This window comes from Macrococcus bovicus, assembly GCF_030376725.1.
Lineage (GTDB): Bacteria > Bacillota > Bacilli > Staphylococcales > Staphylococcaceae > Macrococcus > Macrococcus bovicus.
Window position 1 is genome coordinate 231866 of record NZ_CP128470.1, and the last position, 26465, is coordinate 258330.

32 protein-coding genes are annotated in these 26465 nt (G+C 39.4%); 24 read left to right on the top strand and 8 right to left on the bottom strand.

Annotated features, from left to right (window positions below; genetic code table 11):
- Positions 1-359: 359 nt before the first annotated feature.
- From QSV55_RS01625 to QSV55_RS01635, 4 genes are all read left to right on the top strand, one after another.
- Positions 360-662 (top strand): hypothetical protein, encoded by a 303-nt coding sequence (locus tag QSV55_RS01625; protein ID WP_289650420.1) that lies wholly within the window; start codon positions 360-362, stop codon positions 660-662.
- Positions 663-939: 277 nt separating this feature from the next.
- Positions 940-1422 carry a hypothetical protein gene (locus tag QSV55_RS01630; RefSeq protein WP_289650421.1) on the top strand — a complete coding sequence of 161 codons (483 nt, stop codon included), beginning with the start codon at positions 940-942 and terminating at the stop codon, positions 1420-1422.
- A gap of 190 nt (positions 1423-1612) precedes the next feature.
- The gene (rpsI, locus tag QSV55_RS11380) at positions 1613-1696 is read left to right on the top strand and encodes a 30S ribosomal protein S9 (protein WP_210152996.1); all 84 of its coding nucleotides are present in this window, start codon (positions 1613-1615) and stop codon (positions 1694-1696) included.
- Between the two features lie 256 nt (positions 1697-1952).
- Positions 1953-3629, top strand: a complete 1677-nt coding sequence (locus QSV55_RS01635) for an RNA-binding domain-containing protein (protein ID WP_197932701.1) — start codon at positions 1953-1955, stop codon at positions 3627-3629.
- Between the two features lie 471 nt (positions 3630-4100).
- Here QSV55_RS01635 and QSV55_RS01640 read toward each other — a convergent pair whose 3' ends face one another.
- The gene (locus QSV55_RS01640; RefSeq protein WP_289650422.1) at positions 4101-4637 is read right to left on the bottom strand and encodes a cysteine hydrolase family protein; all 537 of its coding nucleotides are present in this window, start codon (positions 4635-4637) and stop codon (positions 4101-4103) included.
- A 112-nt stretch (positions 4638-4749) separates the two neighbouring features.
- Between QSV55_RS01640 and QSV55_RS01645 the strand changes: the two genes are divergently transcribed.
- The 9 genes from QSV55_RS01645 (at position 4750) to QSV55_RS01680 (ending at position 11026) form a co-directional block, all read left to right on the top strand.
- Positions 4750-5166, top strand: coding sequence for an Lrp/AsnC family transcriptional regulator (locus QSV55_RS01645; protein WP_289650423.1), 417 nt, complete (start codon positions 4750-4752; stop codon positions 5164-5166).
- Positions 5167-5387: 221 nt separating this feature from the next.
- The gene (gene rpsI / locus QSV55_RS11385) at positions 5388-5471 is read left to right on the top strand and encodes a 30S ribosomal protein S9 (RefSeq protein ID WP_210152996.1); all 84 of its coding nucleotides are present in this window, start codon (positions 5388-5390) and stop codon (positions 5469-5471) included.
- Between the two features lie 395 nt (positions 5472-5866).
- Entirely contained in the window at positions 5867-6880 is a 1014-nt protein-coding gene (locus QSV55_RS01650) for a S66 family peptidase (protein WP_353507452.1), read from the top strand.
- Between the two features lie 28 nt (positions 6881-6908).
- Positions 6909-7289, top strand: a complete 381-nt coding sequence (locus tag QSV55_RS01655; RefSeq protein WP_133452316.1) for an NUDIX hydrolase — start codon at positions 6909-6911, stop codon at positions 7287-7289.
- 42 nt (positions 7290-7331) lie between these two features.
- Positions 7332-7796, top strand: coding sequence for a hypothetical protein (locus QSV55_RS01660; protein ID WP_289650425.1), 465 nt, complete (start codon positions 7332-7334; stop codon positions 7794-7796).
- 64 nt (positions 7797-7860) lie between these two features.
- On the top strand, positions 7861-8373 hold the full coding sequence (locus QSV55_RS01665) for a hypothetical protein (RefSeq protein WP_289650426.1): 513 nt from the start codon (positions 7861-7863) through the stop codon (positions 8371-8373).
- Between the two features lie 330 nt (positions 8374-8703).
- Positions 8704-9621 carry an ABC transporter ATP-binding protein gene (locus QSV55_RS01670; protein ID WP_289650427.1) on the top strand — a complete coding sequence of 306 codons (918 nt, stop codon included), beginning with the start codon at positions 8704-8706 and terminating at the stop codon, positions 9619-9621.
- Entirely contained in the window at positions 9614-10603 is a 990-nt protein-coding gene (locus QSV55_RS01675; RefSeq protein ID WP_289650428.1) for an ABC transporter permease, read from the top strand. Before QSV55_RS01670 ends, QSV55_RS01675 begins: the two co-directional genes overlap by 8 nt.
- Positions 10604-10714: 111 nt before the next feature.
- Entirely contained in the window at positions 10715-11026 is a 312-nt protein-coding gene (locus QSV55_RS01680) for a thioredoxin family protein (protein ID WP_289650429.1), read from the top strand.
- Between the two features lie 66 nt (positions 11027-11092).
- Here the strand turns inward: QSV55_RS01680 and QSV55_RS01685 are convergent, their stop codons facing one another.
- Entirely contained in the window at positions 11093-11533 is a 441-nt protein-coding gene (locus QSV55_RS01685) for an LPXTG cell wall anchor domain-containing protein (RefSeq protein ID WP_289650430.1), read from the bottom strand.
- A 293-nt stretch (positions 11534-11826) separates the two neighbouring features.
- Here QSV55_RS01685 and QSV55_RS01690 point away from each other — a divergent pair, with 293 nt between their 5' ends.
- Both QSV55_RS01690 and QSV55_RS01695 read left to right on the top strand, forming a co-directional pair.
- Positions 11827-12066 (top strand): DUF3923 family protein, encoded by a 240-nt coding sequence (locus QSV55_RS01690; protein ID WP_289650431.1) that lies wholly within the window; start codon positions 11827-11829, stop codon positions 12064-12066.
- Positions 12067-12250: 184 nt separating this feature from the next.
- Positions 12251-12658 carry a hypothetical protein gene (locus QSV55_RS01695; RefSeq protein WP_289650432.1) on the top strand — a complete coding sequence of 136 codons (408 nt, stop codon included), beginning with the start codon at positions 12251-12253 and terminating at the stop codon, positions 12656-12658.
- Positions 12659-12679: 21 nt separating this feature from the next.
- On the opposite strand, the gene QSV55_RS01700 is transcribed toward QSV55_RS01695, so the two are convergent.
- Positions 12680-13018 (bottom strand): YbjQ family protein, encoded by a 339-nt coding sequence (locus tag QSV55_RS01700; RefSeq protein WP_133452297.1) that lies wholly within the window; start codon positions 13016-13018, stop codon positions 12680-12682.
- 106 nt (positions 13019-13124) lie between these two features.
- Here QSV55_RS01700 and QSV55_RS01705 point away from each other — a divergent pair, with 106 nt between their 5' ends.
- Positions 13125-13361 carry a hypothetical protein gene (locus QSV55_RS01705; RefSeq protein WP_289650433.1) on the top strand — a complete coding sequence of 79 codons (237 nt, stop codon included), beginning with the start codon at positions 13125-13127 and terminating at the stop codon, positions 13359-13361.
- Between the two features lie 74 nt (positions 13362-13435).
- Here the strand turns inward: QSV55_RS01705 and QSV55_RS01710 are convergent, their stop codons facing one another.
- Positions 13436-13957, bottom strand: coding sequence for an NADPH-dependent FMN reductase (locus tag QSV55_RS01710; RefSeq protein ID WP_289650434.1), 522 nt, complete (start codon positions 13955-13957; stop codon positions 13436-13438).
- Positions 13958-14189: 232 nt separating this feature from the next.
- Between QSV55_RS01710 and QSV55_RS01715 the strand changes: the two genes are divergently transcribed.
- The 5 genes from QSV55_RS01715 (at position 14190) to QSV55_RS01735 (ending at position 19206) form a co-directional block, all read left to right on the top strand.
- Positions 14190-14546: an ArsR/SmtB family transcription factor gene (locus QSV55_RS01715; RefSeq protein WP_289650435.1), complete on the top strand. Its 357-nt coding sequence runs from the start codon at positions 14190-14192 to the stop codon at positions 14544-14546.
- Entirely contained in the window at positions 14543-16633 is a 2091-nt protein-coding gene (locus QSV55_RS01720; protein WP_289650436.1) for a heavy metal translocating P-type ATPase, read from the top strand. Before QSV55_RS01715 ends, QSV55_RS01720 begins: the two co-directional genes overlap by 4 nt.
- A gap of 399 nt (positions 16634-17032) precedes the next feature.
- Positions 17033-17671, top strand: a complete 639-nt coding sequence (locus QSV55_RS01725; protein ID WP_289650437.1) for an NAD(P)-dependent oxidoreductase — start codon at positions 17033-17035, stop codon at positions 17669-17671.
- A 542-nt stretch (positions 17672-18213) separates the two neighbouring features.
- Positions 18214-18903, top strand: coding sequence for a transglycosylase family protein (locus QSV55_RS01730; RefSeq protein WP_289650438.1), 690 nt, complete (start codon positions 18214-18216; stop codon positions 18901-18903).
- Positions 18904-19020: 117 nt separating this feature from the next.
- Positions 19021-19206 carry a CsbD family protein gene (locus QSV55_RS01735; protein ID WP_289650439.1) on the top strand — a complete coding sequence of 62 codons (186 nt, stop codon included), beginning with the start codon at positions 19021-19023 and terminating at the stop codon, positions 19204-19206.
- Between the two features lie 43 nt (positions 19207-19249).
- Here QSV55_RS01735 and QSV55_RS01740 read toward each other — a convergent pair whose 3' ends face one another.
- On the bottom strand, positions 19250-20350 hold the full coding sequence (locus QSV55_RS01740) for a DUF418 domain-containing protein (protein ID WP_289650440.1): 1101 nt from the start codon (positions 20348-20350) through the stop codon (positions 19250-19252).
- A 197-nt stretch (positions 20351-20547) separates the two neighbouring features.
- Between QSV55_RS01740 and QSV55_RS01745 the strand changes: the two genes are divergently transcribed.
- On the top strand, positions 20548-21537 hold the full coding sequence (locus QSV55_RS01745) for an alpha/beta fold hydrolase (RefSeq protein ID WP_289650441.1): 990 nt from the start codon (positions 20548-20550) through the stop codon (positions 21535-21537).
- Between the two features lie 23 nt (positions 21538-21560).
- A complete protein-coding gene (gene isaB / locus QSV55_RS01750) occupies positions 21561-22070 on the top strand; it encodes an immunodominant staphylococcal antigen IsaB family protein (RefSeq protein ID WP_289650442.1) in 510 nt (169 codons plus the stop codon).
- A gap of 72 nt (positions 22071-22142) precedes the next feature.
- Here the strand turns inward: isaB and QSV55_RS01755 are convergent, their stop codons facing one another.
- The 3 genes from QSV55_RS01755 to QSV55_RS01765 form a co-directional block, all read right to left on the bottom strand.
- Positions 22143-22694 (bottom strand): YdhK family protein, encoded by a 552-nt coding sequence (locus QSV55_RS01755; protein WP_289650443.1) that lies wholly within the window; start codon positions 22692-22694, stop codon positions 22143-22145.
- Positions 22695-22848: 154 nt separating this feature from the next.
- The gene (locus QSV55_RS01760; protein WP_289650444.1) at positions 22849-23793 is read right to left on the bottom strand and encodes an L-threonine 3-dehydrogenase; all 945 of its coding nucleotides are present in this window, start codon (positions 23791-23793) and stop codon (positions 22849-22851) included.
- Between the two features lie 32 nt (positions 23794-23825).
- On the bottom strand, positions 23826-25016 hold the full coding sequence (locus QSV55_RS01765) for a glycine C-acetyltransferase (RefSeq protein ID WP_289650445.1): 1191 nt from the start codon (positions 25014-25016) through the stop codon (positions 23826-23828).
- A 316-nt stretch (positions 25017-25332) separates the two neighbouring features.
- On the opposite strand from QSV55_RS01765, the gene ald reads away from it, so the two are divergent.
- Positions 25333-26454 (top strand): alanine dehydrogenase, encoded by a 1122-nt coding sequence (ald, locus tag QSV55_RS01770; protein ID WP_289650446.1) that lies wholly within the window; start codon positions 25333-25335, stop codon positions 26452-26454.
- Positions 26455-26465: the final 11 nt, after the last annotated feature.

Below are 26465 nucleotides of genomic sequence, written 5' to 3' on the forward strand. Positions count from 1 at the left end.
AACGTAAAAAAATGATAGAGTCTCATATAACCTATATGGTAGGCAGATTAAAGGAGATAAATGGTTTTAATCTTGACCAGTACAGTTTAAAATAACAGTTTTTTCATTTTTTTCATTATCCATTTGATAATCAAATTCAATATTTGACGTAATGATTAGAATTGTCGGATATGAATGTTTCATATTGTAAGCAGCGATATAATTTTAAAAAAACACTAATAACAATTTCCATTTTTCTACAGGAAATTAAAATTCATTTTAATAAATAGAATAAACATTTCAAGAAAAGATTATTAATTTAAAGATGTATTAAATTTTATATAGACAATTATTAGTGTAAATATATAAATTTAGAGAAGGTGAAGAATATAAATAAGAATCCTGAATTTACAACTATTAAAAGCCAAAAATATAAGAGATTGATTGAGGATGAATGTAACATACATCATTTTATAACATTTAGATATATGCTCCCATTTAGAATACCAGTTCCTAATGGTTCTATTTTTCATATTAATGACTTTATGTTTATCTATATTCAGAAAACATATCCTTTTTATGGATTAAAAGATGGTTTTGGTGTACCTGAAATTAAAAATACTGTAATAGAAGTGACCAATGCTTTAAAAATAAGAAATTATAAAAAAAACAAAAAAAAGTGAAAAAATATGAGATTAAAGAAATAGAACTTACTTAGATATTTGATAATCAATTAGAAATATTGAATGACTTTTTAGAGAACATAATTATTTATGCCCAATATCATAGTTTGCACAAAGTAGATAAATCATCATTATTAGGGCAACCAGTATTTAAACAGTATACTTGGGATAAAGACAATCTTAGAATAGATGATACGAATATTTTTATTATTAAATTATTTGATAAGATAGTAGGAGATACTTTAACTGATCTCAAGAGATAAGAGATAGATATGTTATGAATAATTTTTATTCTATTAAAAATCATCCTTTAAAGCAGGCAACATTATTTTTTAGAAAAGGAGAGAGATTTTTTTTCAATTATGATTTTAACTCTAGCATAGTAAACAACCAAACTGGATTTGAAGTTTTTATAGTTTTATTTGTTAAAAAGTACTACGAAATTACAAAAATAAAAAATGAGACACAAATAATCAACGTACTAGTGAGTGGATTTAAAAATATTTTTAAAGATCATTTTTTAAAAACATTATATAATATTTCGAGTGACCAAAATGAAGAAATAGAAGAAATAGAGAAATATTATTTAGAAGAATGCTACAAATTAAGAAATGAAATTGTTCATGCTGGAAAAGTTTATTCTGAGAAAGAAGCGAAACAATTTAAAGATTGTGTGTGTGATTTTATTTATATTATTAATCAGAAACTAAATAAAGAAAAAATGATGAATTTGCAAAATGTTTTTCCAATATTTCAATAAATAAAGAGAAAAGAGACATATATGAAATATTGGAATATTATAAAGATAAGAATTCTTAAAATATTAGTACCACCGGCCAGCAGTTTATTTAGTTACCCTTTAGTTACCCCTGAGTGATATTTGATGCAATTCTATGCAATTGAAAAAATTAGAAATCCTTTAATATCAAGGCTTACGATAGTCTATACAACTGTACGAAACCCTAAAGTTTTTTGAACGTAAAAAACCTGGTCTTAAAGGCGCTCGTCGTTCACCACAGTTCTCAAAACGTTAATATCGTTGTTATATCAGCGTTTACAACACTCTTTGGATTATTCCAAAGAGTGTTTTTTGTATTTTTATAGAGGTGTTTAGATACCATTTAGTTACCCCTTGGGGAACTATTTTGTGTGAAGCTTGATTAAAATTTAATGATATGAAACTGTATGACACCACATGAAATGACCTGGTTTTTCTCAGGGATTCAAACACTGTCTTTACAAATTAGTTATTGTATAATACTTATAAATATATGGTGGGGAGTTATGAGAATGTTAGAAAAGAAATTTGAAGATATTTTATACAATTCAACAGAAAATGAAACAATAGAATTTAAAGCTGCCCAAAATAATTTTAAGATCCATACATTTGGTAAGTATTTTTCTGCATTAAGTAATGAAGCAAATTTAAATGGGAAAGAAGTAGCTTGGCTTGTCTTTGGAGTTAATGATCCTAAAACATACAGAGGAACAGATAAATTCATTGTGGGTACTCAATTTAAAAAAGAAAGTGAAGCTATGAATAAAATGAAACAGGAATTAAAAGAAGAAATGAGTAATAATCTTTCTTTTACTGAGGTTACTGAGAAAGTTATTAAAGGGAAAAGAGTTATCTTTTTCGGAATTCCAGCTGCTTTAAAAGGACTTCCTACTACATATCAGGGTAGAGCGTATGGAAGAACAGGTGAATCAATTGATACGCTGTCTACCTATGAAATGAAAAAAATATATAACCAAACTTCAGAAGATTGGTCTAAAATGATTGTTGAAGATGCTACTATCGAAGACTTAAGTAAAGAAGCAATTAAAATGGCACGTGAAAAATATAAAGTAAAAAATAGTAGTCTAGCTGATGAAGTTGATGATTGGGATGATGTTACGTTTCTTAATAAAGCTAAAATAACATTGAAATCAAAGATTACTAATACTGCTATTATTCTATTAGGTAATCCTGAGTCAACTTCACTATTAAATAATGCACAAATAAATGTATCATGGATATTGAAAGATCAAGATAATATCGAAATCGACTATGAACATTTTTCAGCACCAATGTTAATTAATATAGATAAAATTTATAACAAAATAAGAAATTTAAATTATCGATATATTGCTGATGACTCTATATTTCCAACAGAAACTAAGAAATATGATTCATACGTACTTCGTGAATCATTGAATAATGCTATAGCGCATCAAGATTATACATTGAATGGTAAGATTAATCTTGTTGAATATCCAAATAAAGTGGTTATATCAAATGTCGGTGAATTCTTACCAGAATCAATAGAATATGTGATAAATTCAGATACACCAAGCGAAATATACAGAAACCAGTTTTTAGCAGATGCTATGGTGTCTTTAAATATGATAGATACTATCGGTAGTGGTATTAAAAAAATGATGAATATTCAAATGAAGAGAACGTTCCCTTTACCAACTTATGATATTACTGATAAAGGTGCTTTAAATCCAAAAGTTCAAGTAACAATCTTTGGGGAAATAATTGATGAAAATTATACTAAGTTATTGGTACAAAATAGTGATTTATCTTTGAGAGATGTTATGCTATTAGATAAAGTTCAAAAGAACGTTCGCATTGATAAAAGAGATGCTGATAATCTAAGAAAACAAAAATTAATTGAAGGTAGATATCCTAATATTATAATAGCTTCACATGTAGCTAATCTAACAGGAAAAAAGAACGAATATTTGAAAGATGCTGGATTAAATAATGATTATTACAAGGCCATGATTGTAACTATGCTGGAAAAGTATCCTAAAAGTACTAAACAAGAAATTTTTTCTTTATTAGAAGATAAACTACCTAATGTCCTAGATAAACAGCAAAAAATGAAAAAGGTTGATAATCTTTTACAGTCGTTATCTAGAAGTGGGAAAATTAAATCAACAGGCAGAGGTTCAGGTTCAGGGTGGATAAAGCAGTAACCTAAATTGAATTAATTAGGTTATTAAAAATAAGAAATTAGGTTATTAATACCTTGAAATATTGATATTATGAGCTTTTAGTGTGAATAAGTTAGGTTATTATTAGGTTATTAGTTTAAAGATGTAGGTTGTTAATTAAAGCACTTAGCACTGATCTGCAGATCATTTAGTACTAACATTTGGACCGAGATTGGACCGCAAACAACATCTAGGTATAGCAAAGAATTAATACTATTCCTATCTTCAGTTTCGGAAGAAATATTAGAAATCCTTTAATATCAAGGTTTGCGACAGTATATACAGCTGTACGAAACCCTAAAGTTTTTAACGTAAAAAACGCTGGTCTAAGGTATCAGTCGTTCAAAGCAGTTCACAAAATGTTAGGCAGCAGCTGTTGCAAGTTTAAAGCACTTTCCAACTCATGTTGGAGAGAGCTTTTTTTGCATTTTTATTGATGGATTCAGTTACCTTTTAGTTACCCAATAATGTTTGTGTATCAATTACATTCGCAAATTCATCATGCAGTGCAGTTAAATTGTAATGATGAATATCTTCAGCTTTTTGTAACTTTCCATGATAATCTAACAGATCAAATGATGCTGTTGCATCACTAATTAAAGTAACATTAAATCCAAAATTTTGAGCCATTCTTGTAGTTGTCGAAACACAGTGTGGTAAGGTTAGTCCAATAATTGTTAAAGATTTGATACTTTTGCTTTGTAAATATTCAAGTAAGGTTGTCCCGATAAATGCACTATTAACAGTCTTTCTAAAAACTTTCTCATGCATTAAAGGTTCAAATCCATTTGTAAAATATTGTAAGTTATCTTTGTGAAAAAGTGAAATAGGATTATCAGATACATGCTGAATATGTATGACTTCATTGTTCTGATTTCTAAAATAATCAATAATCATTACCATATTATTTTCGGCATCAGGATTATTTCGTTTTCCAAATTTTTCGTGATTAAATGCTTTTTGTACATCAATGACTAATAGTGCTTCCATATGACATCTCCTTATAGGTATAATACATATATCATAACGATGTTATTATTTAATTTAAATATGAATAACATTGAAATTTTGATGTTTTACTTTTGAAAAGGAGGTATTTTATATGAATGACTTAATAAATGACAATATCCTAGAAATTTTTACTGAAAATAGCAGGATTACTATGAATGATCTAGGTAGAAGAGTAAACCTTTCACCACCAGCAGTAAGAGAAAGAGTAAAAAAATTAGAAGAACAAGGTGTTATAAAGTATTATACGATTGATATTGATTATAAAAAATTAGGATATACCATTGAAATGATTGTTGAGATTGTAATTAAAAATAATAGATATGATGACTTTAAAGCATTTGTAATGAATCAAAAAAATATTGATTTTTGTTATAGAATATCTGGTGAAGCATGCTATATTTTTAAAGTATTGTTTGAAGATATGGAACAGGTCGAATCATTTATAGATGTATTACAACCATATGGTCACACAAAAAGTCATCTCGTATTTTCAACAGTTAAAAAATAAGTTATGAAATAGATAATAAAACTGAAAGCTAATGTATAATTATATTATTATACGTAATTAATTTTAGAATAGTTGTATTATTAAATGCCATTGATATTTACTACCGGCCAGCAGTTTATTTAGTTACCCTTTAGTTACCCCTGAGTGATATTTGATGCAATTCTATGCAATTGAAAAAATTAGAAATCCTTTAATATCAAGGCTTACGATAGTCTATACAACTGTACGAAACCCTAAAGTTTTTTGAACGTAAAAAACCAGGTCTTAAAGGCGCTCGTCGTTCACCACAGTTCTCAAAACGTTAATATTGCGTTCAACACTCTTCAGCAGGTGCTGGAGGGTGTTTTTTGTTTTTTCATTTGAGTTTATAGAGGATTTCTATATTTTTTTACAGCATGAGAATTAATAAAGAATTGATATAATAATAAAATGATACTAAAGGGAGGTTCTAAAGGTACCCATTAATCATGCAGGGACATTATCAGTTTGTTATTTCGTAAGTACTTGTGAATGAAACAAATAGATAATATAATAGTTAATTTTGCAAAAAAACTATTGTTAATGAAACTAGAAGATTTGAAAGTTTTATTTTTAAATAGTATTCCTTTATCGTAGAAGAAGGATTGAGATTACTAGGTATTCAAACGCCGCGTGAACTATAGGAAGATAGAGAATCTTATTTAAATTCTGAAAAGGAGAGATGTTATTGATTAAGTATCCCATATTGGAAGGTAATTTTACAATTGGCGTCACAGCTCCATCTTCTGGTTTAACTGAAACAATGTATGGATATATTCATGATATAAAAAAACGATTTTCTAACCATGAGATTAATATCGCGCCAACCACTTTGATGCAACATAAAGCTAAATCTACTGAGGCTGATGTCCGAGCATCTGAGTTGAATGCTTTTTTTAAAGATCATACTACTGATATCATTATTCCGCCTTTTGGAGGGGAGCTAGCTCTAGAAATTATTAATAAGATAGATTATAGACAATTAAGAACGAAGTGGTTACTTGGTTATTCTGATATCAGTACTATTCTTTTAGCGATTACTTTAAAGACTGGTATTGCAACTGCTCATGGTCCTAATCTTGTTGATTTGAGAGGAGTATATTCAGATTCGACAACTGATATGTGGACAAAAGTCTTAAAAACAAAAACGGGTGGAGAAGTCATTCAGTGTTCTTCAGAAAAATATCAAAGCAAATGGGATCACAACAATCCTACTGAGTGTGTATTTAATTTAGATTCACCGACTGAATGGAAGGTTGTCAATGAAGACGAAGTACAGATAGAAGGACGGTTGCTAGGTGGATGCACGGATGTTATTCACCACTTGATAGGAACTCCTTTTGGAGATGTAAATAAATTCAGAGAAACATTTATCAATAATGATGCTGTTATCTGGTACTTAGAGAATTGTGAGGCTAGTTCAACAGAGTTCAGAAGAACGTTGCTGCAGATGCAGTTAGCAGGTTGGTTTGATAATTGCAGTGGATTATTATTTGGTAGAACGAGAGTCGTTGATGATATAGAAGGCTATACAATTGATGATGTCTATAAAGATTTGGCTGAAGAATTAAAGATGCCTGTTATCTATGATATAGATTGTGGACATATGCCACCACAGATGACATTTATTAATGGTGCATACGCTATTGTAGAATGCAAAAATGGAAATGGGAAACTGACACAAAGATTTATATAACATTTCTTTAGAAAGGAAATCAGATATTATGATCTGGAATGGTGTATCTGCAATCGTCATTAAAAATTCTAAATTACTAATAGTGAAATCAAAAAGTGAGAATAAATGGTCTATACCTACAGGCGGGATTGAGGCAGGAGAAAGTAAAGAAGAAGCTCTAGTGAGAGAAGTCCACGAGGAGACAGGCTATAAAGTAAATATTATAAGACATGTAAAGCAGATGAAAAAGAAAGTGAAAGAATATGATGTAACAGTCGACTACTTTTACTGTAATATTATAGGTGGGCAGTTAGAAATAATTGATCCAGACAATGAGATTGCACAAGTTAAATGGATTGAGAAGGATGAATATAATAAATTAAATTGGCTCTATCCTGAAGACAAAGAAATGATTTTTAATTATCTATAATACTTATTGAAATGGGAAGTGATAAGTATGCAAGGATTTATTTTGAATGAAAAAGGTTATGTGACTTTTCCTTATGAAATTCTGAAACACATTGAACCCTACGTAAAATCTCTGAAATGGAAAGTGAGATGTGTGGAACATAATAATCCTGATAATGAGTCTTTTCCGTTGAATGAGCCACATGATTATTTTCTGGATGGTGAACAATTGTTTTCGCTTCTGCAGCAGTATGCACATGTTCAATGGATATGGGGCGTATTATCAGGTTTTCCGCGTGAGCTTTCCTGGGAAGAAATAAAGGGAAACTCAAACTGCTATGATATTACAGTGGACCAGCCTTATTTAAAGAATGGGTTATGTCATATTGAACCCCAGGCTGTCTTTGAATTAATAGCGTTGGATAGTTCGGAGACGTATGTTTTGATTAATGATGATGCTATTATCTCAAGTCTGTCCAGCCACTTTCCGCACGCTGAACGGCTGGAAAGCGAGTTTAAGAAGCGATGAATTTTTGAGAAGATATTTTTATGTTATAATTATCCAAAATAACGGTTTTATACAGGAGGGTGCCATGACGACTTTATCTATCCAGCAGGCTGTATTTCTGATCAGCACGTTACGTCAGCAGTTGAACCGTGAGATGCAGAAGTTCCATTCTGAATACCGGACGCCGATAGCGGTGAACAGTAAGAGTATTGTTACGGCTGAGAAGTCGCAGAAAGTGTTCGATTCTCTGCAGAAGATGGACCAGTTGAAGCATGATATTGTGACGCTGAAGACAGCGATTCATCTGAAGAATTCAACCTCTGAAATTGAGCCAGGCGTCACGGCTTCTGATATGCTGGAGCAGCTGAAGCTTGAGCGTAAGATGATCGAGGAGCTGCAGAGTTATACGGCATTCGGCTATGGCCAGGAACGGATTAAAACGGTCGCTGGTGTCGGCGTAGTGGAGGAAGGGATTATTGAAGAGGATAGGGTGAATGCTTATATCGAGGAGCTGGAAGCGGCAGCAAACGCCAAGTCCATGAAGGTCGACCAATTCAACAGCACGATGATGATTGAAGTCGAACTGCTCACGTCATAATCTGTTTCTGGTAGAAAGACTACTTCTCAATAGATCATATTTTGTACGGACGTTAACGCCTTACGACTTACACTTTGTTACGCCTTATGGATACGAATCTAGGAGACGAAGTATGTGATTTTAATCTTTCGATGGGCAAATGCCAAAAACTTTGGGCACCTAGTTTTGCCTTTAGCGGTGTTCTTCACTGTTCATAATCAGCCGGTCCTTAGGGGCTGGCTTTTTTTTATTGGACCTATCTTCTCAACCTTAAAGTTTCCTTAAATTTCTAGCTGACGGGTTACATCCTGGAATGATTTCATATACAGTGGGAGAAAAGGAGGTCATGTTGTGGAAGAGAATATAAGTCTGTCTGTTGCGCATTTAAAGAAGACCATCGGCAAGCGGACCATCATCAATGATGTCAGCTTTGCGGTCAGAAAGGGCGAGGTGTTCGGCTTCTTGGGGCCGAATGGGGCCGGTAAAACGACGACAATCCGGATGATTGTCGGTCTGACGACACCGACAGCTGGAGATATTACTATATTAGGTCACTCCGTCACTACTGAACGGGCGGAGGCCATGGAACATGTGGGGGCCATTGTTGAGAATCCTGAGCTGTATCCGTTTCTGTCCGGGCTTGGAAATCTGAAGCAGTTCGCCCGTATGCAGAAAGGGGTCACCCGGGAGGATATTCAGCGTGTCGTCAAGCTGGTCGGACTTGAAGAGAGCATCCATGACAAGGTGAAGAAGTATTCACTCGGGATGCGGCAGCGCCTCGGGCTTGCGCAGGCGCTTCTGCACAAACCTTCTCTGCTTATTCTGGATGAACCGACGAATGGCCTTGATCCGCAGGGAATCAGAGAAATCCGCGATTATATCCGTAAGCTCGCGCGCGAGGAAGGTCTCTCTGTTATTGTCTCGAGTCACCTGCTCAGTGAGATGGAGATGATGTGTGACCGTATCGGCATTATTCAGCATGGTCAGATGCTCAGTATAGAGGATGTGCACCAGGTCAGTACGGCTGAAGATGTTGTGCCGCATCGCTTCGATGTCTATCCGGTAGAAGCGGCAGCGCACTATTTTGCGTCACGCGGCATGGCGACTGTTCAGGAAAAGGGTCTTGTCGTCCAGGTCAGCCAGAAGGATGTACCCGATATCATCAGAGGTCTCGTCCAGGCGGATATTGATGTCTACGGGGTGGTCATGGACAAGGAGACACTGGAAGAACGATTCCTGAAGATGACTGGAGGTGCCAAGCATGTTTAATCTGCTTAAAAATGAATGGATCAAGTATTTTATGCGTCCGGCGACGTGGGTGATGCTGACGCTTATCGTCCTGGTCTTTGCGCTTGGCATCATGCTGGAGCGCTTTACGACAGGTGAGACGGATAGAAATAAGACATATGGAGAGAACTGGCGGACAGAAGTGCAGGCGGACATCAAGGACTTGAACGCTCAAGTGGACAAGCTCAGCAAAAAGGATATGAATAATTTGTCATTCAAAGAGTCCATCACTTTGGCTGAAAGTCAGCAGGAGCTGTCACGACTGAGCTTCTATCTTAAGAAGGATGTACAGCCTCCAGCGATGCAGAATCTATATGCCTACTTGCTTGATACTTCACCGCTGATCAACTTGGTGGCATTGATGGTGATTGTGATAGCAGGAAGTGTGATGAGCCGTGAACATCAGCAGGGCACGATCAAGTTACTGATGATTCGGCCCGCTTCCCGCCTGACAATATTCTTCGCTAAATATCTGTTTGTGCTGCTGACCTCACTGATCTTTGTGGTCTTCACGTACGGCATCTCGATGCTGTTCGGCCTCGTGACACGAGCACACAACCCGACGTCTAAGTTAGCTGTGACCGATGCCGAGACAGGCGACTTTAAGATGGTGGAATTCTGGCCGCTCCTTGCTAAAGTCATGGCCAATGATCTGGTGATGGTCATTGTGCTGGCAACGATAGCGTATGTATTATCCGTCGTTCTGCGTAATACAGCAGCAGCGCAGGGGATTTCACTGGGGCTGTTATTCTTAGGTTCACTGATCGTCAGTTTCATCGCCTCAAAAACAGAGCTGGTCAAATATATCTGGCCGGCGAACTGGTCGCTGAATCGCTATATAACAGGATTACCGCCTGTCAAAGAGATGACGTACGGTTTTTCACTCAGCTACAATATCATCGCACTTATCATAGTTGTCGCAATCGCTGCCTATGTCTTTAATAGACGGGATATTGCGAACTAAGTGTCTGAAAGCATACAAAAAATAGATGAGGGCCAGTTTAGGCCTCATCTATTTTTGTCGTTAAAGAACTGAAAGTGTTATTCTGTTAAGATTTCAGTAGGAGGTGAAGCGATGGAACAGATTCATCATTATACGGAGCTGACAGAGCGTATGGCTGGAGAGAAATTTGTCCTGTATGTCATGTCTGAAGGATGCAGCGTCTGTCATGCCGATCTGCCGAAGGTCGAAGAACAACTTACTCGTTATGATATTCCATGCGCGAGGATTATGGTCAATGACATGCCGGAAGCGGCAGGGCAGCTGTCTTTATTTACGGTGCCGGTTGTTATTTTATTTGCGGATGGCCGCGAATTTCACAGGCAGGCCCGCATCATTGATTTTAAGACGTTGGATTACCGGCTGAGCCAGCTGGCTGCACTGTAACAGCATTGCTGACAGATTTTCAGACTTTAAAAAAGACCTTCTCAAGCCTTGAGAAGGTCTTCGATGTTAGGCACGTCTTGTCATCAGTCTGAGGCCAAATGCCAGTAAGAGGATGCCCATAACAACGATTCCAGTTGAACGGTTCTCCTCACCTGTATCAGGCAGCTGTGTAACGGTCGTCTGATCCTGTTGCGTCTGAACACTTTGCTGGTTTTCAGATGCCTGCTTAAAGATAGCAGCCACTTGCTCGTTATATTCTACTTGAGATAATTGACCTGAGTCTTTTTGAATGGTCAGCTGGTTTACCTTCTCGAGGTCTGCAGCCGGCAGTCCAGATGGATCAAAGCCGACATTCGCCCAGCCATCACCATCCGTATCGGTAGATGCAGGTAAAATCTCACCCGTCACAGTTTTAGCCCCTTCATCTGCAAAAGCAGTCGTAGTGATAGTCGGAAGTTGCAAAGTACCTATAGCCAAAGATGCAATAAGAAGTTTGTTCAGTTTCATTATATTTCCCCCTTTATTGTAAGATACCTCCATTATAATATAAATAAGGTCTTATTTTTGAATTTTATGTAAAGAAAATAGATTTATTTTGATGAGGCTTTATTGAGCCGGATGTTTAAAAAAGAGTAATTCACTGATACTGACAATAGAACAAGCACTTCTCAAAAATAAGCGAGGAATGCTTTTTCATATATTGGGGTTAATTATAATTAGATTGTTTATGGAATAATTTTGAATTTAGGCTATAATGGAATTATTACGATTTTTGTAAATTACTATTTTGGGAGGTTATGATGACTAAGTCGACGTCATGGATTCTCTGGAGCATTTACAGTGCAGTAATTTGGTTATTATTCTTGATTCCAGCTATATTTGTCTGGGTCAGAACGGTAGATGGAACTGGGGCTAGCCAGACCTTTGAAAGCAGAATGATCAGTTTAATGGTACTTATGGTCTTCTTCCTTGTTCCATTCATCATTCAAATCATCTGGCTGATCGGTAATATTGTTTTTTACCGGACATCGAGTCCATGAAATAAGTGAATAAGACATCAGTGCTTATGCAATATCTTTGGGGTCTCGTCGTGTGGTTTCTATAAATAGAGGGTTGGTTCAGAAGGCGATACAGGAAGTCGACAAGATGGATTACGTAAGAGATGACAGTGAAAAAATTGAATGACAAAATGTCCTTGATTAAATACAGAAAAGGGGTATGACGATGAATCAGCAGTTGATTGAAGCGAGAGATGCAGTGGACGTGGCATTGGGGCGTATAGATGAGATTCAGAAAATGACGAGCAATGCTAAGGCGTGGAGCTGGTTTGATATTTTAGGTAATGGGTTTATAGGTAGTTTTTATAAGCGTCAGAACATCAAGAATATCAACGACAAGATGTCCGCATTACAGGAGGATCTGCAGAGAGTAGTGGCGGAGCTTGAGGATATTGATTTGACCGCTGATTTCAATCTGTCAGATACGTCGCAGGATCTGTTTCTGGATGTGTTCTTCGACAATATTGTCACAGACATCAGAGTACATCAGGAACTGAGTGACCTTAACCATGAGCTTGAGAATACAGCAGAGCAATTAAATATTATTGCCAGAGTCATTGATAACGAATTTTAAAAAGCAGCACGGAGCTGCTCTTTATGCTTTAGGTTGGATAACAACGGCTGTCCCGTATGCAACAACACTGGAAGTACCTTCTGTCGACATATTGGAATCAAAACGAACTGCAAGTACAGCATTTGCTCCCTTTGCGAGTGCGTTGTCCTGCATTCTATCGACAGCCTCTATACGGGCGTTTTCAAGCATCGTCGTATAGCTTTTCACTTCGCCACCGAACATATTTCTGATACCTGCCCCGAAATCTGTAAACATATCACGGGATTGCACAGTGATTCCGAAGACCTCACCTATCGTCTTCACTACTTCATGATTTGCAATACTTTCAGTCGTTACAACAAGAACATCTTCTCTATTCATCACATCACCTCCTGATATAATTTTACAATTAATAGAAAATTTATTCAAAATTTAGCTTAAGAACCATAATATAAAATTCTATAATATCACTGAGGAGGCTGAATGGATGAAAGAAGTGACGGTACATGGCATTACAATCAAATACCGTGAAACAATGAATCTTGTTAAAGATGACTATCGAATGGTGTTACTTACGCCAGGATTCGATGACATACACTGTGTGATTGATTTTAACTATGAGAATGGTCGATTTAAAAATATCAATATCAAACCGCGTTTCAATATTGATATCACAGTTGAAGAGGGCGTCTATATTTTTGACGTTAATTATGCGGGGGATTAATGACGATTATATTATAGTAGCGAAGAGAACTAAAAAGTAAGAAACCGTCTGTCATTATTGCAGACGGTTTCTCATTATTTATAGTCAGATATATTTTGTATCAATGCTTTTAATTGCTTATTAATCACTTCATCCTCAAACCAACCATCCTCTTTTTGCAGTCGTTTATTATAACTAATCAGTAATTTTAAGGCGTCTTGCGTGATGGCTCCACTGATTTTGAGATGTGTATTTAAGGCTTCATATGCAAGTCTGCCATGTGGTGAATGAATGACATATGCGACAGGCTTCTGCATTAATGTCGCCTCTGAGAGCATCCATTCAAGTGCATTCTTTAATATGGCAGGGACACCTCCCATATATTCCGGGCTGACGATGACAACAAAGTCAGCTGCTTTAATCTGCTCCCTCATTTGATTAACGACTTCATAGTATTCCTGGTATTCGGTTTGTGGATTGAATAGAGGCAGGTCTTTGATCGAATGAATGACTTCGAATATATGGCCGGCTTTTTCAAGCTCAACACCTATCTTCTCAAGCACCCCTAAGTTTGTTGAACGGGGATAAGGATTACCGCTGATACCGACAATTTTCATAATTGACCCTCCTTTATGTACGAAGATATATCAAAGCTACCTGAGTAGCAAGAAATCGGTTTATACTGTGCCTATATTGGAACCACCAGTCATAGGATTCACCTTGAATCATCTCAGTCTGGAACTTATCATGTGCCAGGCTTTTTTTCTGTCATTCCACTTTTTGGTTGAATCTGTATTGATTTAGGCGTATACTACATTCAATTAATGAGTTGAATGAGGAGCTGAGATGATGAGTGATTATCAATGTGATGTTGTCTGTCATAATGAAGCGCAGGTCGCCCGTGTAAGGCAGCATTTAGATGCCCTGCCCATGCTTGATGTGACATCTATTCTTAAGGCGCTTGCTGATGTGAACCGCGCCAAGATTATCCGTGCATTATGTGTGGAAGAGGAACTGTGTGTCTGTGACCTTGCCTGTATACTGGATATTTCTATCGCGAATACATCCAGTCACTTAAGGAAGCTGCATAGGCAAGGGCTGGTGAAGTCAAGACGTGAGGGTAAAATGGTTTATTACGGCTTGGATCATGATCTGGCTGAACAGATTATGACGCTGTCCTTAAAGCATCTGGAGGTGACCGTATGAGTGAAGGAACTGAACGCAAAACCTATCGTATCCAGAATTTATCATGTTCCAGCTGTGCGAAGACTTACGAAGAGAATTTAAAGGCATTGCCTCATGTCCAGGATGCGGAAGTGAATCATGCTGCAGCGAAGATTTATATCACCGGCGATGCGACGATTGCGGAGATGGAAAAAGCGGGCGCATTCGACAATGTGAAAGTCAGAGATGTCAGTGAGCGTAAAGTCGAGAAAGAGAGCTTCTGGAAGAAGAAAGAGAACTATCCGGTCTACGTGGCTGCCGTTCTTGTCATCATCAGTTTCATTCTTTCTTATACATCGGGCGAGAATGCATGGCTGCCGACAGTCGGCTATCTTGCTGCTATTATCGTCGGGGGTTATTCATTATTCATAACCGGATTCAAGAATCTTATCCGACTGAAGTTTGATATGAATACACTGATGACCATTGCGGTGATCGGGGCTGCATTAATCGGTGAATGGCAGGAAGGGGCGACGGTTGTCATTCTTTTTGCGATCAGTGAAGCGCTCGAACGTTATTCTATGGATAAAGCACGGCAGTCTATCAGTCTGCTGATGGACGTTGCACCGTCTGAAGCATTGATCCGTAGAAACGGTGAAGAACAGATGATGGATGTCGCTGATATTCGAGTGGGCGATGTAATGATCGTCAAGCCCGGCCAGAAAGTGGCGATGGACGGCAAGGTGATTGAAGGACAGTCAACAATCAATCAGGCCGCGATTACAGGGGAAAGTGTGCCTGTGACGAAGCAGGTGGATGACGAAGTCTTTGCGGGTACATTGAATGAAGAAGGCTTGCTGGAAGTAGAAGTCACTAAGCTTGTAGAAGATACAACGATTTCAAAAATCATTCATTTAGTGGAAGAAGCACAGGCTGAACGTGCACCGTCACAGGCCTTTGTCGACCGCTTCGCGAAATACTATACACCAGCGATTATGCTGATTGCCTTTCTCGTCATGCTCATACCGCCGTTATTGTTAGGCGGTGGCTGGCATGAATGGCTCTACCAAGGTCTGGCTGTGCTGATCATCGGCTGTCCGTGTGCACTGGTTGTCTCTACACCAGTTGCGATTGTCACAGCTATCGGTAATGCCGCAAGACACGGGGTGCTGATCAAAGGGGGAATTCATCTTGAAGAAGCGGGGCATATTGACACCATCGCTTTTGATAAGACGGGTACCCTGACAAGAGGCATTCCCGCAGTGACAGATATGTATCCGCATAATAATGAAGCATTAACAATCGCAGCCGCACTTGAAAACGGCTCACAGCATCCACTGGCTGCTGCCGTGGTCAGGAAGGCACAGGATGAGCATCTGGATTATGCGGCAGTCAATCTCAACAATTTTCAGTCTCTGACCGGAAAAGGAGTCAAAGGAGATGTGGCTGGCAGAACTTATTATATCGGCAGTCCGGCGCTCTTTGAATCACTGGGACTGGGGACAGATGCCCGCATAGCGGAGTGGCAGTCAGAAGGAAAGACAGTGCTGTTATTTGGCAGTGACCGCATTGAGCTGATCATGGCAGTTGCAGATGAACTGCGTCCGGAAGTGTCCGGTGTACTGCACGAACTGCATAACATGAAGATCAGTACGATGATGCTTACCGGTGATAACGAGAGAACAGGGGCAGCCATCGGTAAACAGGCAGGTCTCTCTCTCGTTAAGGCGAACCTTATGCCGGAAGATAAATTGAAGATCATCAAAGAAACGAAGCAGCAGCATCAGGTCGCAATGATTGGTGACGGTGTCAACGATGCTCCTGCACTCGCAGCAGCAGACATCGGTATAGCGATGGGAGGAACAGGGACAGACACGGCACTTGAGACAGCGGATATCGCGCTTATGTCCGATGATCTGAAGAAACTGCCTTATACGATACGTCTAAGTAAAAAGACGTTAACTATCATCAAGCAGAACATCACTTTCTCGCTGCTGATTAAAGTGATTGCCCTTCTGCTGGTTATACCAGGCTGGCTGACATTGTGGATCGCTATCTTCTCTGATATCGGTGCTACACTGATAGTGACCCTGAACAGTATGCGGCTGTTGAAAGTGAAGGATAACTAAATTAACGGATTACTCTATCTGTAAATTTATTTAGTACTCAATATTGCCTGGATGTTCTTCATCTATTATAGTTTCACACCTGCATTTGATGGATTTAGATTGAATCCGGTCATAATTCCGTTTGCTTTGCTTATTCTGCTATTAGTCTATCTATACATTTTATGGAATCGAAAGACAATGCCGAATAAGGAAATAGATTAACAGCCTTTCAGTGATGAAAGGCTGTTTTTTGGCTTCTGAGCCGACGTATCGATTATCAGGCCGTTCAAATTGATGACTCATAAAGTGAGATGTGGCGGTGAAGACTGTATACACAGTATTTTCCGGACAAGAGATTGGATTCCTTCAGAACACCGCACTATAATGAAGAAAGTAATATAATATCAGGAGGAATAGACAATGAAAATAGGTATTGTAGGTGCGAGTGGTAAAGCTGGTCGTTTAATCTTGAAGGAGGCCCTAGACCGTGGTCATGAAGTAACTGCGATTGTACGCGACCATTCTAAAGTGACCGCAGAAGTGCCTGTTATTGAAAAAGACATTCATGATTTAACTCGTGAAGATATTCAGCACTTCGACGTGCTGGTGAATGCCTTTGGGGCGCCGCTTGGTAATAGTCAGGGACATATTGATGCAGGACGGGCACTTATTAAGCTCGTTGAAGGTACTGATATCAGACTGATCGTACTCGGTGGTGCAGGTAGCCTTTACACGGATGACAGTAAGACAGTAAAAGTCGTGGATGCACCTGATTTTCCTGATGTCATTAAACCGACAGCGAGTGGCCAGGCTCAGAATTTAGATGAGCTGCGTCAGACGACTGATGTCAACTGGACATTCCTCAGTCCAGCTGGATTCTTTGATCCTGAAGGGGCTCGCACAGGCAGCTATCAGTTAGGACAGGATGTACTATTGATGAATTCTAAAGGTGAAAGCTACATCAGCTATGCTGACTTGGCTATTGCTATGGTAGATGAAATTGAACATGCAGCACACCTTAAGCAACGATTTACTGTAGTAGGAGAAAGATTAAATTAATGACGGCTGAAGGCGCAGATGAAAATCTGGGCCTTTTTTTATTTGAGCGAATGAATGGGATACTGAATCTTATGGTGTAGAGGAGAAAAAGGATTATTCCCTAGGGGTTCTCAGATAGTGTGGGCGTTATGAGCGATAAACGGGGAATATCGCTCATAACTCAAAGGAAAGCACTGATATGCCGGCGTTATGAGCGATAAACAGGAAATATCGCTCATAACTCAAAGAAAAGCACTGATATGCCCGAATTATAAGCGATAAACAGGAAATATCGCTCATAACAACTAACCAGTATAGGCATCAGAGTAATAAACCCTCAACCCTTCATTTATCTGAAAGTCAGAAAGCGTCCCAGAACCGAACATAACATTACAAACACATTTCAAATCGTAATGGTTGTTATATGGCTGATATAATTTGTTATTTTGGCGTAACTCATGACATCTTTCTATGTGTTATAGTATATCTTGTAGCTTAAAGCATAACGAATAACGAATTAAAAACTAATATATAACCAACAAATTTTGGAGGGTTTTTCTATAATGAATAAAACTATCTTATCAACTACTTTAGCATTAGGTTTAGGTGCAGCATTAACAGGTCAATCAGCAGATGCTGCTGAACAGCCAGTCAACAAAGCAGAACTTGCAGATCTTGCAATGAACCACCAGGACAAATTAAATGCAGCACCTATTCAAGAAGGAACTTATGACTATGAGTTCGACTACAATGGATACCACTTCGATTTCGAATCTAACGGTTCATCTTGGACTTGGAAATACTACACAAACGGTTACACACCAGTTGCTGCGCCAGCAGTTACAGCGCCAGCAGCAATCGCTCCAGTAAAAGCGCCTGTTACTCAAGCAGCACCAGTACAACAAGCGCCAGTTGCTCAAAAAGCAGCTTACCAAGCACCAGTAAGCTACCAAGCACCAGCTCAGACTTACTCTGCGCCTAAAGCAGCGACTACTCAAACATCTACTTCAGGTGTATATGTAAATGCTCACTTACAAGCAATTGCACAACGTGAATCAGGTGGTAATATCCACGCAATCAACCCAACTTCAGGTGCAGCAGGTAAATACCAATTCTTACAAAGCACTTGGGATACTGTAGCGCCAGCTGAATGGAAAGGTAAATCACCTGCATCAGCTCCAGAATCAGTGCAAGATGCTGCAGCGGTTAAATTATACAACGAATACGGTGCTCAACACTGGGTTACTGCATAATAACTCTATAACTTCAAGCCTGGGATTATCCCGGGCTTTTTTGTTTTTGTCAAAGGTTTATCTCCTTATCAGCAAGGGTAAAATGTGATTACATAACTGATAGAAAGGATGATTATCATGGCTTTAGATGGTAAATTTGATCAGCTTAAAGGGAACGTGCAAGAGAAAGTTGGAGAACTGACGGACAACCAGGACTTAAAAGAAAAAGGGATAGAAAACCAAGTATCTGGTAAAGTTAAAGAAACGACTGATCATGTTAGAGATGCAGTGAACGATAAAGTGGATGAGTTTAAAAATAAATAACAGTAAAACGACTGATGATACGGTATCATCAGTCGTTTTTTACTTATCTTAAGTATGTGATTTTTCGCCATAACCATTCCAGTGGGCCTATTCTGTAATATTTCAGATAGAGATTGCTTAACCATAAGAGTACAAGTGCAATGGCTGTCAGTAACAGATGAAGAGTGATGATATGCAGGCTATTATAGAACTTGAATAGATAGAAAATCAAAAACAGGATCACGCTTTGAGAGATATAGACACTGAAGGCAAGTTTCCCGAGTGCCTGAAATGGCATAAGCACCTTAAGCGAGCTGGATTGACTACACAACAGTACCAGTGTCATGACGTAAGCTGCCGCGAGGATGGTGCCGCCCACATAGACGAGTTCATAATGGCCGTCTAGTGCAAGTATCTTGAGGGTGATACCACTGATGGCAGTCACTGCGATTGAGAGAAGTGTAGCCTTTTTGTGGATGACCAGCTGACTGAAGACATGCGTTCTGAAGCACCACATACCGAATAAGATAAACGGCATAATCATCAGGACGCCTGAAATGATATTGAACATAGAGAGAGGCGTCGCTAGATCCATGAATTGCTGGGCGTTCCAGCTGATTATCCCGGCAATATCATGCTGACTGATTGCCTTCGTCAGCAACGTATCGGATGTAGAGGCTAGAGACTGGCTATCTGCAAACAGTGCAGTCATGATGACCGTTAAGGTAGTCAAAGCGAACTGAATGATAGCGACAATCAGTGAAACTACAGGTTTGACGAATAGAAAGGGAATACACAGTATGGCGAGGGTAGCATAAGTCTGCAGGATATCGCCGTAAAATAAAATGAATCCATGCAGCAGACCGAAGACCATCATGGCTAAAAAGCGTCTTAACAGAATAGGAGAGGGATTCTGCTCACGCTGCGTGATATTTCTGTACATAATAGCCATTCCCATACCGAACAAGAAAGCGAATATCGGATAAAAGGAGTTATGGATGATCACAACGTTGAGGTCATAAATCCACTGACTTAATGGATCACGGTAGATTTCTTCAGGTGCATTGTAGACATTGGCATAGTGAAAGCCAAGTGCATTCATAAAGAGAATACCGATAAGGCTGATGCCACGGATAATATCGATGCTGATAATACGTTCTTTCATAAAAAATCATTCCTCTGCTATTTCGATTGAATGTATGGTTCCTTCTCAGTATAGACCACATTGCCGAGAAAATTTCTTAAAGTTTTCTTAAAAAACAGCATCAAGCGGATCAACAGCCAAAAAATTGACAATCAGTACAGTTAAAATCTGTCACTACAGGGTAGAGAAGACTATCAGTCAGGTAATCAGGTGAGTATATGAAATTGTTACGTTATTTAACGAAGATTAGTTTAGTCTTATGCGGTATCGGGATCATTTTATTGACTGTGTCATCCATTTATCATGATGCGCAAACTCCGAAGGATAAGGAGGTATTACGTCAGTATCTTGGCGCTCATCATCATTTTGTGCAGACAGCAGATGGCACTTACAGTGTCTATGAAAAAGGGAGCGGACATGATGTCATTCTGTTCAGAGAAGGACTGCTGACCGTATCCAATATTCTTGATTTTATGCCACTTGCTGATGCATTGAGCAAACATCATCGTGTCATCCTGATAGATCCGTTAGGTTACGGTATGAGCAGCAGTCCAAAAACGAAGCGGACAAATGCGCATATCAATCAGGAATATCATAGAATCGTTTCCAAGCTGACAGATAATCAGGACCAGCTGACATTCATCAATCACTCAATCAGCGGTGCCTACACAATGGATTATGTGAACCGTTATCCGGCGCATGTGAAGTGGGTGATTAATATCGATGGTTCAAGACCTGTGCAAGGACTGAAAGTAACGGACGACCATCCCTTTGAGCTTATTCGTCTCGCGCCTATATTGAATGAGACCGGTATAATCAGGCTGGCTTTTCAGTTCGAAACGACGCGCCAGCTCACTGGTTTCAGCGAGATGCTGCGCGATATGACGCCGCTATATCATCAGACCCTTCAGCAACAATACAGCAGAATGAATCAGTGGGCTTTTCTGACCAGTGATATGCTGAAGTACTACACAGAATCCAATAATAATATCGCGCGCATCAAAGGCATGACATATCCGCCTGACATAGCCGTACGGTCATTTGCGGCGAGCGACACCGTCAGAAAATATTCAGACTGGCTCCATCTGCAAAATGAGGCTTTCAGCAATCCGGCGCTGCAGCATACCATTCAACTGGATGGGCCTCACTACCTGCATCATACTTCCAAGCTTTTAACAGAAGATATTATCAAATTCACAGATTATTAATGATGAATGGAGAGGTGAGTCAAATGAACAAATTATATTCATATGCATTATCAGCAACCCTTTTATTATCAGGCCTGACGATTGTCTCTTCTGAACCGGCAGCGGCAGTGACTACTGCGTCACCATCTGTCAATCCGTCTATACCATACTATATCTATAACGGTTACTTCAAAAACAATTCACAGACATTGATCAATCCACAATTTGTACGGGCACTGAAAAATGACAACGTGAAGATCAACGGCTATATGATCAACAAAAAACGACCGAAAACAGAACAGAATACCCAAATCAAATATCGTTATGACATCATGATGAATCTCTATCAAAATAAAGTCGTCGCTATTCATTTACTGGCAGATGAGAAAGCCATCACGCTGAGACAGTTCAAAGCTGCGCATAAAGGCACTAAAATATTGAAAGTCAAAGACTATCATAATGGTGCTTACCATATCATTTACCAGACAAAGAATGGTGGTAGCTATGAAGCTACTTTTGCCAACGGTTATCTGACGCTTGTTTCAATCTACTGACCGTTAAACAATCTATCGGACGGAACACTCGCAATAAAATAAGAGAAGCCCTTCAGTTACGAAGGGCTTCTCTTATTTTATAGCTGCAAGTTCATCTTGAGTGATCCATTTATGATTTGTCACTTTTTTACCTGTTTTCTGGTCTGTGTAATTGACCATGTAAACGGTGGTAGGTGTGGCTGAATCTATAGTCGCTTTAGCGCCCATCATTCCCGGCATATGATCGGCGTTCAATGTCACTTCATCACCCTTTTTAAATGGTTTTTTACCGGCGTTCTTTATCTCTTCATGAATCACCCATTTATGATTTTTAACAGGTTGACCTCCGTCTTCAGGTTGATAGGATACAGCATACACGGTGGTATCATACGCCCCGGCAACGGTTCCTTCTGCACCTTTCATCCCCGCCATATGATCGGCATTGATTCTGACTTTTTCTCCTTTAGGGTAGGCAGGCTTGACCGCTTCTTTCATCCCTGCGGGTAATTTGCTCTCCTGCATCTGCATATCAGTGTGATCCATTGAGGAGTGACCCATTGAAGTGTCCTGATTTTGTTGTCCGCATGCACCGAGTGCCAGTAAAGTCGTAAACGCTGTAGTCAGCAATAAGTATTTCTTTGTCATCTTGAAACCTCCTTATCAATTTAACCAGATTATAGCGGATATTATTCTGGAAGTATCCTTCACGCTCTCCCTATCACATAATTGTCAGAATTTTGTTAATAACAGGGCAAATGACAGAAAAAGACCTCTCCGGTGCAGGAGAGGTCGAATCATCTTATTTCTTTCTGATAGCTTCAAGCATTTCTTTGGTCATCGTATCTAAGTCAAACTTAGGAGCGAAGCCCCATTGTTTTTTAGCTTCTGATGCATCGATTGAGTTTGGCCAGCTTTCTGCGATAGCCTGACGTACTGGATCGACGTCATAGTCTAACTCGAAGTCAGGGATTTCTTTACGGATGCTTGCTGCTACCATTTCCGGATCAATACTCATAGCTGTTACATTGAATGCGTTACGGTCTTTTAAATTTTCTGCTGGTGCTTCCATTAATTTGATGATAGCGTCGATAGCATCGTCCATGAACATCATATCCATGAATGTGCCTTTGTCGATGTATGAAGTGTATTTGCCTTCACGAACGGCTTTGAAGTAGATTTCTACTGCGTAGTCCGTTGTGCCGCCACCCGGTTCTTTGACGTGTGAAATCAGACCAGGGAAACGGACACCGCGTGTATCGACGCCGAAACGGTGGAAGTAGTAGTCACATAATAATTCACCGGACACTTTGTTGACACCATACATCGTCGTTGGACGCTGGATAGTCGTCTGAGGTGTATTGTCTTTAGGTGTATTCGGTCCGAATGCACCGATTGATGAAGGTGTGAAGAACTGCATGTTATATTTACGCGCTACTTCCAAGGCATTCAGTAAGCCGCCCATGTTTAAGTTCCAGGCAAAGACAGGATTCTTTTCTGCCGTTGCTGATAATAATGCAGCCATATGCATGATCGTATCAGCTTTGAAGTCTCCTGCAATTTGGTCCATTCTTTCAGCATCTGTTACATCCAGTTCTTCGAAAGGTCCTTCGAGCACTTTTGAACCTTCTTCCGGACGACGTAAGTCAGTTGCTAATACATTATCTACCCCGTAGATTTCACGAAGTTTCAGTGTTAATTCTGTCCCGATTTGGCCGAGCGCGCCTGTGATCATAATACGTTTCATTGTTGTACTTCCTTTCTGTCGTGGAAAATAAATTATTTAATGATATTTAACTCTTTACCGACTTTTTCGTAGATTTTAAGGGCATCATCCAACATTTCTTTAGTGTGAGCAGCTGTCGGCATATTACGTACACGTCCTGTACCTTTAGGAACAGTAGGGAACACGATAGATTTAGCGTAAACGCCTTCTTCCATTAAGCGTTTTGAGAATTGTTGAGTTGTTTTTTCATCACCGATAATACAAGGTGTAATCGGTGTTTCTGAATGGCCGATGTCGAAACCGAGTTCTTTCAGACCTTTTTTCAGGTAGTCGCCATTCTCCCATAACTTATCGTGAAGTTCAGTAGATTCCATCAAGATATCGATCGCTTCAATGATAGCCGCTGAGTCTCCTGGTGTGAGTGAAGTCGAGAATAAGAATGGACGTCCTGCCACTTTGAGCCAGTCGATGAGTTCCTGTGTACCTGCTACGTAGCCGCCGACTACGCCGATTGCTTTTGATAATGTACCCATCTGGAAGTCGATTTTGTCCTGCAGACCGAAGTGTTTGACAGTACCTGCGCCTTTACCCATAACGCCTGATCCATGTGCATCGTCGACATAAGTGATGAGGTTGAATTCTTCAGCGATTTTTGCGATTTCAGGCAGTAATGCCACATCGCCATCCATTGAGAAGACGCCATCTGTGATGTACATGATTTTTTTGTACAGGCCTGATTCAGTCGCTTCTTTTGCTTTTGCGCGTAAATCTTCCATATCTGAGTGTTTAACACGGATGATTTTTGCTTTGGACAGACGGCAGCCGTCGATGATTGAAGCATGGTTCAGTTCATCTGACAGGATGGCATCATCTTTGTTCATGACAGCGCTGATCGCCCCCATGTTACAGTTGAAACCAGACTGGAATGCAATTGCTGCTTCAGTTCCTTTGAACTCGGCAATCTTCTTCTCAAGTTCTCTGTGGACATCAAGAGTACCGTTGATAGTCCGGACAGCTCCCGCACCGACACCGTGAGAATCGATGGTTTCTTTTGCGGCTTTTTTCAGACGGTCATGTGTCGCAAGACCTAAGTAGTTATTGGATGATAAGTTGATCAGTTCTTTACCATCGATTTTGATTTTCGGACCATTGGGACCTTCAACTACGTTGATTTCATTGTAGAGTCCGTTGTCTTTTAAGTAATCCAGATTTTCATTTAAAAACTGTTCTAAAACTTTAGACATAAATAATGACCTCCTAAGTTTTTGTCATGACCATCATAACATTTCTCAAGTGAAAAATAAAAGAAAAGTCCATCTGAAAAGTACAATTTAATAATTTAGACACAATAAAAGCCTTATTTTATGCATTATTTGCATTTATTTATCTTGTATAGGACAGACATTTTCTTATTTGTTCATTTCAGATGTACATATGTATGTATATCGTGCAACCGTTTACAGTCAATATTTTGTCGAAAATTATTGCCCGGAAGCACTTTACAATCAAAACTTTTGGTTATATGCTTATTGTGAAATAAATCACAAAGGAGTTTTGGTCATGAAAATCGGTATTGTGAAAGAACTGAAACAAGGTGAGGGACGAGTAGCCTGCACGCCTGAGAATGTGAAAAAGTTAGTGGACTCAGGGAGCGAAGTCGTGGTGCAGCAGGATGCAGGGATCGGCTCAGGATTTACGGATGACATGTATGTAGAAGCAGGTGGTCAGATTGTGTCGCATGAGGAAGCCTGGACGGCAGACCTGATCATTAAAGTGAAAGAGCCGGCAGCCAGTGAATTTCAGTATTTCAGGAAAGGTCAGATCATCTGGGGATTCCTGCATCTCGCTTCTTCCAAAGAGACAGTGGAAGCGATGAAAGAAGCAGGTGTCACAGCTATCAGCGGTGAAACTATTATTAAAGATGGTAAGACAGAACTGCTGGCGCCGATGAGTGCGATTGCGGGTCAGCGTTCAGCGCTCATGGGTGCTTACTATCTGGAAGGACAGCACCAAGGTCAAGGTATTCTGCTGTCGGGTGTACAGGAAGGCGTTGATATTCCGGGTGGTACGGTAGTGATCTTCGGTGGCGGTGCAGCAGCGGTCAATGCAGCGAATATTTCTCTCGGCCTGAACAGTAAAGTCATCATCATCGAACTGAATGATGAGCGGATCAACTGGCTGACAGAACACTATGCCGGCAGAAATGTGGAAATTGTGAAGTCAACACCCGCAAATCTTGCAGAGGAAATCAAGAAAGCGGATATCTTTATTTCAACCATTCTGATTCCAGGCGCTAAACCGCCTAAACTGGTTACGCGTGAGATGGTCAAATCCATGAAAAAAGGCTCAGTGATTGTGGATATAGCCATCGACCAGGGGGGCACAGTGGAAGGTATCAGACCGACCACGATAGCTGATCCGGTTTATGTTGAAGATGGTATTATCCATTATGCGGTCCCTAACCAACCCGGCGCTGTACCTAGAACCTCAACAATGGCTCTTGCACAGGGCAATATCAAATACCTGCTTGAAATCAGTGAAAAAGGACTGGAGACAGCATTGACTGAAGATGCTGACCTGAGAACAGGTGTCAATATATATCGTGGACATATCACTCATAAAGGTCTTGCCGACTCGCATGACATGGCTTACGAAGAACTTGAAAGCTTGCTTAAAAAATAACAATAAGGTGT